Consider the following 10,915-nt stretch of genomic DNA (forward strand, 5'->3'; position numbering starts at 1 on the left):
ACAATTTCCACATCGGGTATCTTCTTAAAACGACTACATGATTCATATTTTGAGATGATGAAAACTGGTGCTAAATTGTCAGAGTTAAGAGAGAGGTACTTAGTTCATGATATGAAGAGAGAGTTTCCTAAAATGTTGTATAAAAACACACTTGATAACATCCCATTCGAAAGAAATTTTGAATCTTATTTAAGATTCAATAATATCATTAGTTATAGAAAAATCAAAGAGAAAATGAATCGGTATTTGTTAATTGATATATATCCTTATTTAAGCCAAAGAAATGAAAACTTATTAAGAGAGGTTAAACAGTTTTCCGAGTTTCAAAATTCAGTTCCACCATTTTTAGAATAAGATTTGTCAACTTCTCAGTGTCACTAAATGTTTTCTGTTAGCGATAGCAGCGGCACCGCGGATGTTGGGGCTTGGCTTTTGAATGCTTTATTGGAGAGCGACCTTGTGAAGCTTTGCAAGAAAGGAATGAAAAACCAGGTCGCCAAGAACGCAGTAGAGCGAATAGCGCGCCCGAACAGCTGGCCAATAAATTAGAAATTTCTAAAAGTCTAAGTGTCTAAGTGTCTAAAAGTCTCCATTACATTCTTATTTTTGCCTAAAAATTACGAGCATGGCACAGAAACCTTCGATTCCAAAAGGGACAAGAGATTTTTTACCGGCAGAGGTAGAGAAGAGAAATTACATTTTTAACACCATTTCAACGGTATTTAAGAAGTTTGGATTTGCACCTATAGAAACACCGAGTTTCGAGAATTCATCTACATTGATGGGGAAATACGGTGAAGAAGGAGATAAGTTGATGTTCCAGATCTTGCGATCGGGAAATTATTTATCGAAGTTAAATGAAGGAGAGGTAAGTTCTACGTTGACCAACAATGTATTGGATAAACTGCCTTTAGAAGAAAGAATTAACCTGAACAAGATAACAGGGAAGATTGCGGAGAAAGCTTTGCGTTATGATTTAACTGTACCTTTTGCTCGTTTTGTGGTACAGCATCAGAATGATCTCTCTTTTCCGTTTAAGCGTTACCAAATTCAACCCGTGTGGAGAGCGGATAGACCGCAACACGGACGTTACCAAGAATTCACACAATGTGATGCCGATGTGGTGGGTTCTGAATCTTTGTTGTACGAGGTAGAATTGGTTCAGATTTTTGATGAAGTATTGACGAATTTGAATATTCCTGACTTCAGTATAAAAATCAACAACCGTAAGATACTTTCTGGAATTGCAGAGATTACGGGGCAAGAAGAAAAAATCATAGACATTACTGTTGCGATTGACAAATTAGACAAGATAGGTGAAGAAGGAGTGATTAAAGAATTGCGTGAGAAGGAGATTCCGGAAGCGGCAATTGAAAAAATCAAACCTTTGTTTGCTATGCATGGAGATAATGCGAGCATCATGGCAGAAATGCGTGAGATGTTAGCAGAAAGTGAAATCGGACAAAAAGGAATAGACGAATTAGAGTACGTCTTCGAGATGGTAGATGCTGTAGGTTTACAGCGTGCTAAATTAGAATTCGACGTTACTTTGGCCAGAGGATTGAACTACTACACGGGAGCTATTTTCGAGGTGAAAGCCAATGGTGTGAAAATGGGATCTATTTGTGGAGGTGGTCGTTACGACGACTTGACAGCCTTGTTTGGAATGAAGGATATGTCGGGTGTTGGAATCTCTTTCGGGGCCGATAGAATTTACGACGTATTGAATACCTTGGAGTTGTTCCCAGCGAGCATAGCCAAAGGACTTTCTGTATTGTTCATCAACTTTGGAGACGCTGAAGCAAAGCACTGCTTTAAATTGGTTTCTCAACTAAGACAAGCAGGAATAGATGCGGAGCTTTACCCAACATCTGCCAAAATGAAAAAGCAAATGAAGTACGCGAACGATAGAGGTGTACAGCACGTTGCCATGGTAGGATCTCAAGAAATAGAGAAAGGAATTGTTCAACTGAAAAACATGGAATCAGGAGAGCAAGAAGAATTAGACATTAATCAATTGATAGATAAATTAAAATAAAGATGGTTCATCATTTAAACAATCAAGAACTTACAATAGAAGAAGTAATTGCTTTAACAGAAGGAAATGTTAAGGTAGAATTAGGAGAGGGTGCAAAAGCTGCCATTTTAAAGTGTAGAGCTTATTTAGATCAAAAAGTAGCTGAAGGGAAAGAAATTATTTACGGTATTAACACAGGGTTTGGATCTTTGTGTGACACGGTTGTTTCTGCAGATAAATTAGAGCAATTACAGGTGAATCTTGTTCGTTCACACGCTTGTGGAACTGGAGAAGAGGTGCCTCAAGAGATTGTGAAATTGATGTTGATCTTAAAAGCGATGGGATTATCTCACGGTAATTCTGGAGCGCAATTAGAGACGATAGAAAGGTTATTGTTCTTCTTTAACAACGACATTATACCACAAGTTTACCAACAAGGTTCTTTAGGAGCTTCTGGAGATTTGGCGCCTTTGGCACACATTGCTTTGGCAGTGATTGGAGAAGGAAAAGTTTACCACAAGGGACAATTGAAGGATACTGCTGATGTAAATAAAGAATTCGGTTTAGAAGGAATAGAGTTGAAATCTAAAGAAGGTTTGGCTTTATTGAACGGAACTCAGTTCATGAGTGCTTACGGTACTTACTGCGTGAATAAGGCAGAAGATATCTTTGAAAAAGCCTTGAAAATTGCGGCTATTTCTTTGGAAGGGTATGATGGAAGAATTGAGCCCTTTGGATCTGAGGTAAATGAAATCAGAAATCAAATTGGTCAAATTCGCGTTGGGCAAATCATGACGGACTTGTTAGCAGGTTCAGAAATCATTGCTCAAGAAAAAGCACACGTTCAAGATCCTTACTGTTTTAGATGTACACCACAAGTATTGGGTGCAAGTTGGGATACTATTCAGCATGCTAAAAATGTGGTAACTAGAGAAATTAACGCCGTTACAGATAACCCAACAATTTTCGTTGACGAAGATAAAGTGGTTTCTGCAGGTAACTTCCACGGTCAGCCATTGGCATTGATCTTAGATTTCTTGGCTATTGCATTGGCAGAGATAGGAAGTATTTCTGAGCGTAGATCTTACAAGTTAAACTCTGGCACACGTAACTTACCAGCATTCTTGGTGGCTAATCCTGGTTTAAATTCAGGATTGATGATTTCTCAATACACGGCAGCATCTATTGTTTCTCAAAACAAACAGTTGTGTACACCTGCTTCAGTAGATACAATTGATTCATCAAACGGACAAGAGGATCACGTGAGTATGGGAGCCAACGCGGCAACGAAGTTACACCGTGTGGTAGAGAATGTTTACCAGATCTTGGGAATTGAAATGGTACACGCAACACAGGCTATTGAATTTAGAAAGCCGTTAAAAACGAGTTTAGCACTTCAAAATATTATTGCTAATTTCAGGGCTGAAATTCCATTCATCGAAGAAGATAGAATTTTAGGTGCGGAATTAAGAAAAAGTAAAGACCTAGTAAAAGCTACTGCAATATGGACGAAGTAATAGAAGAACACTACGAAGAAAAGAAAGATAGACCACCTTTTTTAATTGTATTATTGGTATTAACTGCATTGAATTTAATTTCAAGTCTGTATAGTTCCATTACAGGGTTGTTAAGTGCAAAACCTGTGGTTAACAAAGAGGAAGTATTAGGACCTGATTTCGAAAATGCAATGGAAGAATTATCTGCTCAAGAAGGAGGGGAAGAGGCCATTTCTATTTTAGATGGGATAATGAATCATTTATTTTACTTGATGAACGAAGGGTATTATTCAAATTTAGTACTTCAACTCATTACAGTTTTGGTAGGTGTAGCAGCAGTAGTAATGCTCTTTAAGCTTAAGAAATTAGGCTTTCACTTGTATTTGATTTATACTTTGTTGGGTGTGTTTGGTGTGTATTTAATTATGCCGGCAGCGCTCGTGTCAGGCATCATGCTTTTCTTCATTGCAATTTTAGGAGGAATCATGGTTCTACTTTATGCTATTAATTTTAAGCATTTGAAATAAGAAAGTTTAACAATATGTTAGATAAAAGGGAGGTGTTTACAACGCTTCCCTTTTTTTGTGCGTTCTAGTGGGTAAGAATTAATACCACCAAATATGAAAAGAACGATTACATTAATGTTTGTGATACTTACAAGTATAGTATGTTCACAAGAGCTAGCTCCAGCTATAAAAAGTTGGGCGAAAAATCATTTGTTAACCGTTAATAGTCAATGGACTTATTTCCAAGATCAACTTCCTCAAGAAGAAGTTTTCTTTAACAACGACACAGAACGTATAGCGTATCATTTGGATAATGTTTGTCGTTTATTGAAAGCTCAGCGTACAGCGCATTTGTCTGCCGAGCAATTAGAAAATAGAAAGAACACCATTTCCATTTTAGAAGGATATGCAGCACGTAAAGTCTTTCCAACGAATCACTATCACGCAGAAAGACAACCTTACTTTATTGATAACTACGGTGTGCATTGTGCCGTCGGATATTTGGTGAAGGAGACAGGATTTCCTGAAATCTCTAAAGAAATAGCCCGTACACAAAATTATGCCTATGTCAAGGAAATCCAATCAGAAGCTTTGTTGCAATGGGCAAAGGACTATGGTTTTAGTGTACAAGAGTTGGCGTTGATACAGCCTACATATCCATCGACAAATCACACTTCTCAATTGGGAAATGCTCCTAATGGAGAAGTCAAAGATTTAAAAACTTCCAATAACAAAATGGCCGTTGTAGGAAAGTTTTCAGAAGTTGAAAATGGGCCTTGTACAAATATTGCATACTTTGAAAATGGGGTGTACTCTTGCTTTGGGAATGGAATTGAAGGAGATGCTAAAGGTATTATTCACTATGATGGAAACAGTAATTTGTTGATTGTTTACGGTGAGTTTATATCGAATGGAATTACTTATCCAGTAGCAAAATTTGAAAATAGCGCTTGGAGTTTTTTGGGTATTCCAAACCGATCTAACCGAATTGCTATGGCAGGTTCTAGAACAGATGGAGCCGATGGGTTTAGAGTTTCAATTGAAGTAAAGGAGCAAGAACATCGCCAAGAGGTTTATTCGTATTCTCAAGCAGACGGTTGGGAGATTGAGGCGAAGGTTTTTGGAGAAATCAATACACTTGATTATGGTGCTTACGGTGGAGATTTTGATTTCATTTATGTACATGAATTAGGGCAAGTAGTTTATTCCAAAGGACTATTAATACCTGATGAAGAGAGCTCCAATTATCATACCTTTGATAGTGATTTACCTAGTTCAATTCATTGTCTTGAATTGGTGAATCAGGAAATGTACATAGGTGGTTTGCATTATAGAAATGCTGTAGATAATAATCCAATATTGTGTAAGTTTTCTAATGGGAACTTAAGTACTCTTATAAACTTAACATCGTTATCAGATACCTTCGGGCTTATAACATATGAATTTATTAACGATATAAAAGTTGTAGATGACCAACTTTATTTTGGAGGATATTTACATTCAAAAGATGAGTTTATCGGTTATCAAAGGCATTTTTTTAGTTATGACCTTAAAACGAATGAATTTACATGTCAGAATGGGTTTAATTACCTTGTCTGTTGCATTGAAGTTTACAATGGAGAAATGGTTATTGGAGGAAAATTTTATCATTATTTAGTGAAATGGGATAATTATCAATTTGTTGGGGTAGAGCATGAAGATAATATGTACTTATTTACTTTTCCTAATCCAATTAGTCTAGGTAGTAAATTAACCCTTCAAATTCCAACACAAGAAAATATTGAGAGAATTTCAATTGTGGATATGCAAGGAAGTCGAACTGCTTTGCCTAAAACACATCAAATAATGTTACCAGAATTATCTGTAGGAACTTATGTATTGGAAGTAACCTTAGATTCGGGAAGCATACTTCGAGAAAAACTAATAATTCAATAAAAACCACCAAATATGAAAAGAACGATTACTTTAATGTTTGTGATACTTACAAGTATAGTATGGTCACAAGAACTAGCTCCAGCTATAAAAAGTTGGGCGAAAAATCATTTGTTAACCGTAAATAGTCAATGGACTTATTTCCAAGATCAACTTCCTCAAGAAGAAGTTTTCTTTAACAACGACACAGAACGTATAGCGTATCATTTGGATAATGTTTGTCGTTTATTGAAAGCTCAGAATACAGAGCATTTGTCTGCCGAGCAATTAGAAAATAGAATGAACACCATTTCCATTTTAGAGGGATATGCAGCACGTAAAGTCTTTCCAACAAATCATTATCACGTAGAAAGACAACCTTACTTTATCGATAACTACGGTGTGCATTGTGCTGTAGGTTATTTAGTAAAGGAGACAGGGTATCCTGAAATCTCTAAAGAAATAGCACGCACACAGAATTATGCCTATGTCAAGGAAATCCAATCAGAAGCTTTGTTGCAATGGGCAAAGGACTATGGTTTTAGTGTGCAAGAGTTGGCGTTGATACAGCCTGCTTATGCACCGATGACTACCTTGTCTAATTTAGGAACTGGAGCAAACGGTGAAGTTGTAGATTTATTCATTGCTCAGCAGTATCCTAATGATTTGGTAATTGCCGGAAATTTTACGGAGTTGGGAGGTATTCAGTGTGTTAATATAGGAATGTATAAACAGGGTAATTTTTCTTGCTTTGGATCAGGACTAGATGGTATAGTTGAGGGAGTGCATTTTTTTAGATACATGAGTGGAGAGCCTTTTTTACGAGTTTTCGGAGATTTTGAAGAAAACGGAGTACATTATCCATATGCTGAGTTTAAGAATGGTAGTTGGAGTTTAAAGGAAATCCCCCAGCGAATAAATACCAACTCTACTATTATTACGGGATGGAAAGATGATTTTTTTGTAGGAATTCCGGTTACCGGTGAGTTGCATGCTTATGAAGTTTATAGTGTTTTAAATGACTCTGTTTCATTATATGCGGAAATTTATGGAGAGTTGTATACGATGAATGGAGGTTATTTGGGAGAAAAAACAAGTTTCGGTGGAGATTTTGATTCTCTTAGATTGGTGAATGAGGATACAATCATTTTGGCGAACAATGTACTATTGTGGCATAATAATCAGTACGTCACTGTTCATGAAAATATAATCGACAAAGTGTATAATATTCAACCTCATGGCACTTCAGTAATCTTGTCAGGAAATGCTGAGCTAAATTCTAGCGACGACTTTTCTAAACCTCTGATTACGCGTTATGTGTTAGGAACCAATCAAGCAATTATTAATTTAAGTTATTTGTACAATCCATATCAAAATACAGTTTATAATTCATTTATATATTCTACTAAGATTATCGGGAACTGGTTGTATGCTGCAGGAGATGTTGAAAAATCAATTAGTCCGTACGATGGTGGAAGAGGTGTACTCAGGATTAACTTAATAACCGGTATATTTGAGTTTGTAATGTGTGTAGACAACAATGTGAATGATATAGAATTTGTAGATGGAGAATTAATTGTAGGCGGTGATTTTACAGAAAATAGAAGTGATTGGCCTCTAGATTTTCAGTCGATTCAAATGCTTGGCAAAGCAAATGAGAATTATTCCGGTATAGATAGTTTTGATCAAAATGAAATGAATGTATCCCCCAATCCGGTTCAAGGAAATGCTTCAATAACTTTAAACCTACCAGAAACGGTAACAATTTCTTCATTAAAAGTTATAGATATGAAAGGAAGTTCTTCTGAATTAGTTGCGAGCAAAGAAATACAATTGCCTAATTTGAAATCGGGTACATACATTCTTGTAGTTCAAACTAGCGATGGAAATATATATAGAGAAAAACTAATCGTTCAATAAATGAAAAAATACATTGTTTTTATGGTCTCACTCCTTTGGGTGGGACCTTTTTTATTAGGGCAATATTTCATGGGAGAGCTCTTTAAATCGATTTCTATGTCCTAAAATCCTGTAGAAAATGTTTGCTAAACGATAGAAAACCTACATTATCTTTTCTTAATGCTTCATTCTGAATTAGAAACCCTATCTTTGCGCCAAATTTTATAGTACACATGATTACAGTAAGCAATTTAACACTTCAATTTGGTAAACGCGTTTTATTTGATGAGGTAAATCTAAAGTTCTTAAATGGAAACTGTTACGGAGTAATAGGTGCCAATGGAGCGGGGAAATCTACCTTCCTAAAAATATTGACGGGAGATCAGGATGCCAACAAAGGAAGAGTGGATTTAGAGCCAGGTAAACGTATGGCTGTTTTGAAACAGGATCACTTTGAATTTGATGAGTACGAAGTATTGCAAACCGTAATTATGGGGCACAAGCGTTTGTTCGATATCATGACAGAGAAGGATGCTTTGTATGCAAAGCCTGATTTTAATGATGAAGACGGAATGCGTGCCTCTGAATTAGAAGGTGAGTTTGCGGACATGGAAGGATGGAATGCCGAAACGGATGCAGCTACTTTACTTTCTAACTTAGGTATTGATGAATCGAAGCACTACGTGAAAATGGAGGAGTTATCGAATGAATTAAAAGTACGTGTGTTGTTGGCACAGGCTTTATTCGGTAACCCAGACGTATTGATTCTGGATGAGCCTACCAATGACTTGGACTTGAAAACAATTTCTTGGTTAGAGGATTTCTTATTAGACTTTAAAAACACCGTGATTGTTGTATCTCACGACCGTCACTTCTTGGATACAGTGTGTACGCACATTTGTGATATCGACTACGGAAAAATCAACTTGTTTACAGGTAACTACACGTTCTGGTACCAATCTTCTCAATTGGCAGCGCGCCAGAGAGCAGATAAGAACAAGAAAGCAGAAGAGAAGAAGAAAGAATTACAAGAATTTATCTCTCGTTTCTCTGCCAATGCTTCTAAATCTAAGCAAGCAACGAGTAGACGTAAGTTGTTGGATAAATTAGACTTGGATGAAATCCAACCTTCATCTAGAAGATATCCAGCCATCATTTTTGAACAAGAAAGAGAAGCAGGAGATCAAATATTACACATTGAAGGATTGTCTAAAACAATTGACGGTCAACAGTTATTTAAAAACTTGAACGTAAACGTTCAACGTGGAGATAAGATTGCTTTCATTTCTAAGAACTCATTGGCATTAACAGCTTTGTTTGAGATCTTAAACGGTAAGATGGAAGCAGATGCTGGAGAGTTTAACTACGGTACTACTATTTCTACAGCATATTTACCAAATGAGAACCACGACTTCTTCCAATCAAAAGAAAGTTTGGTGGATTGGTTAAGAAATTACGCCATGACAGACGAAGAGAAGGACGAAGTTTACTTAAGAGGTTTCTTAGGGAAAATGTTATTCTCTGGTGAAGAAGCAATGAAAGGATCTAACGTATTATCAGGAGGTGAAAAGGTACGTTGTATGTTATCGAGAATGATGTTAGCGAAAGCCAACTTATTGATGATGGACGAACCAACAAACCACTTGGATTTGGAATCTATTACTGCATTGAACAATGGTATGTCTGACTTTGGAGGAACAATCTTGTTTACTTCTCATGACCACGAATTGGTGAATACTGTTGCAACAAGAATTATTGAAATTACTCCGAATGGTTACATTGATAAGATGATGCCCTACGATGAGTATTTGAAAGACGAAAAGATTGCTAAGTTACAAGAGGAAATGTACGCTTAAAGCTTAGTAGACGAACTATATTAAAAGTGCTGACGAGAATTAGCACTTTTTTTGTGCCGTAAAAAATGACTTTAACATGCGTTTGGATTCGTGCGTTGAGCAAAGGTTTTTTTGAAGATCTAAGACAGTGTAGTAATGAACCAATAATGCCATTATTAAGCATAAAAAAACGCAGCTCAATGGAGCTGCGTTTTTGTGTATTTAAGGTAAGTCTATTCTTAATTTACTTTGTCCATATGAACATCCATTTGAGGGAAAGGAATACTTAATCCTTCTGTGTTTTCAAAGGCTTCATATATCTTCTCATTCATGTAGAAATATACATCCCAGTAATCTGGAGTTTTACACCATAATCTAACGGTAATGTTTACAGATGAATCTGCAAGTTCTCCTAAACCGTAGAATGGAGCTGGTTCGTCGATTACCTTATCGCACGTAGCAACTACATTTTTGATCGTTTCTACAGCTAATGGATAGCTTTCTCCGTAGGCAATACCAAAAGAAAAGTCTACTCTTCTTACTTCGTTTCTAGTAAGGTTCGTAATTGTTCCACTCGCTGTTGGTCCGTTTGGTAAGAAAATCGTTCTATTATCTAACTTCGTTAAGATAGTGTTGAAGATTTGAATTTCTTGTACCGTTCCAGACACGCCTTGCGCCTCAATAAAGTCTCCAACTTTATAAGGTTTGAAAACTAAAATCATAACTCCTCCAGCAAAATTGCTTAAAGTTCCACTGAAAGCCATACCAACGGCCAAACCTGCAGCACCTAAGATGGCTACAAAAGAAGTCATCTCAAAACCTAATTGCGTAATGGCAGTAATAAAGACTAATAGTTTTAGCAGTATGTTGATCAATGAACGTATAAATGTTCTCAATCCTGCATCAACATCTCTTTTTCCCATTAAGGAATCAGCTTTCTTTGTGATGAATTTAGTTAACCATAAACCTACAACTAGGATGACTAACGCAGTAATAATTTGAATACCCCACGATATAACTAATGGTAAGTATTCATCAAATAAATTTTGTGCTTCTGACATAACTGTTTAATTGTTTCGGTATAATAATAAGAATTTTAGCTGGGAACTAAAATCTTCTGAGGTCCTAATTGATAAGCGTTGGTAAATTTTTATTTTATGTATGACGAATATTTAAGATGGAATTGAACTAGTTTTGTATGTATGTTTTTTATACTTTCTAAGATCGTTTATTTCTTTCTGCAACCCCTGG

Annotated in this window: 8 protein-coding genes; 7 read left to right on the forward strand and 1 reads right to left on the reverse strand. The window is 36.3% G+C overall.

The features are described 5' to 3' along the window. From AC22ZQ_RS08515 to AC22ZQ_RS08545, 7 genes are all read left to right on the forward strand, one after another. Positions 1–354 (forward strand): hypothetical protein (locus tag AC22ZQ_RS08515; protein WP_318958355.1); only part of this gene is annotated, 354 nt, incomplete at its 5' end. Positions 355–625: 271 nt separating this feature from the next. Beyond that, positions 626–2,038: a histidine--tRNA ligase gene (hisS, locus tag AC22ZQ_RS08520; protein WP_318958356.1), complete on the forward strand. Its 1,413-nt coding sequence runs from the start codon at positions 626–628 to the stop codon at positions 2,036–2,038. Beyond that, a complete protein-coding gene (gene hutH / locus AC22ZQ_RS08525; RefSeq protein ID WP_318958362.1) occupies positions 2,035–3,534 on the forward strand; it encodes a histidine ammonia-lyase in 1,500 nt (499 codons plus the stop codon). The genes hisS and hutH overlap by 4 nt, the downstream gene beginning before the upstream one ends. Further along, a complete protein-coding gene (locus AC22ZQ_RS08530; protein ID WP_318958357.1) occupies positions 3,522–4,040 on the forward strand; it encodes a hypothetical protein in 519 nt (172 codons plus the stop codon). The genes hutH and AC22ZQ_RS08530 overlap by 13 nt, the downstream gene beginning before the upstream one ends. 93 nt (positions 4,041–4,133) lie before the next feature. Further along, positions 4,134–5,954 (forward strand): T9SS type A sorting domain-containing protein, encoded by a 1,821-nt coding sequence (locus AC22ZQ_RS08535; RefSeq protein WP_318958358.1) that lies wholly within the window; start codon positions 4,134–4,136, stop codon positions 5,952–5,954. A 12-nt stretch (positions 5,955–5,966) separates the two neighbouring features. Then, positions 5,967–7,850, forward strand: coding sequence for a T9SS type A sorting domain-containing protein (locus tag AC22ZQ_RS08540; RefSeq protein ID WP_318958359.1), 1,884 nt, complete (start codon positions 5,967–5,969; stop codon positions 7,848–7,850). A 212-nt stretch (positions 7,851–8,062) separates the two neighbouring features. After that, positions 8,063–9,685, forward strand: a complete 1,623-nt coding sequence (locus tag AC22ZQ_RS08545; protein WP_318958360.1) for an ABC-F family ATP-binding cassette domain-containing protein — start codon at positions 8,063–8,065, stop codon at positions 9,683–9,685. A 218-nt stretch (positions 9,686–9,903) separates the two neighbouring features. On the opposite strand, the gene AC22ZQ_RS08550 is transcribed toward AC22ZQ_RS08545, so the two are convergent. Then, on the reverse strand, positions 9,904–10,725 hold the full coding sequence (locus tag AC22ZQ_RS08550; protein ID WP_318958361.1) for a mechanosensitive ion channel family protein: 822 nt from the start codon (positions 10,723–10,725) through the stop codon (positions 9,904–9,906). Positions 10,726–10,915: the final 190 nt, after the last annotated feature.

Source organism: Lishizhenia sp. (genome assembly GCF_057456495.1).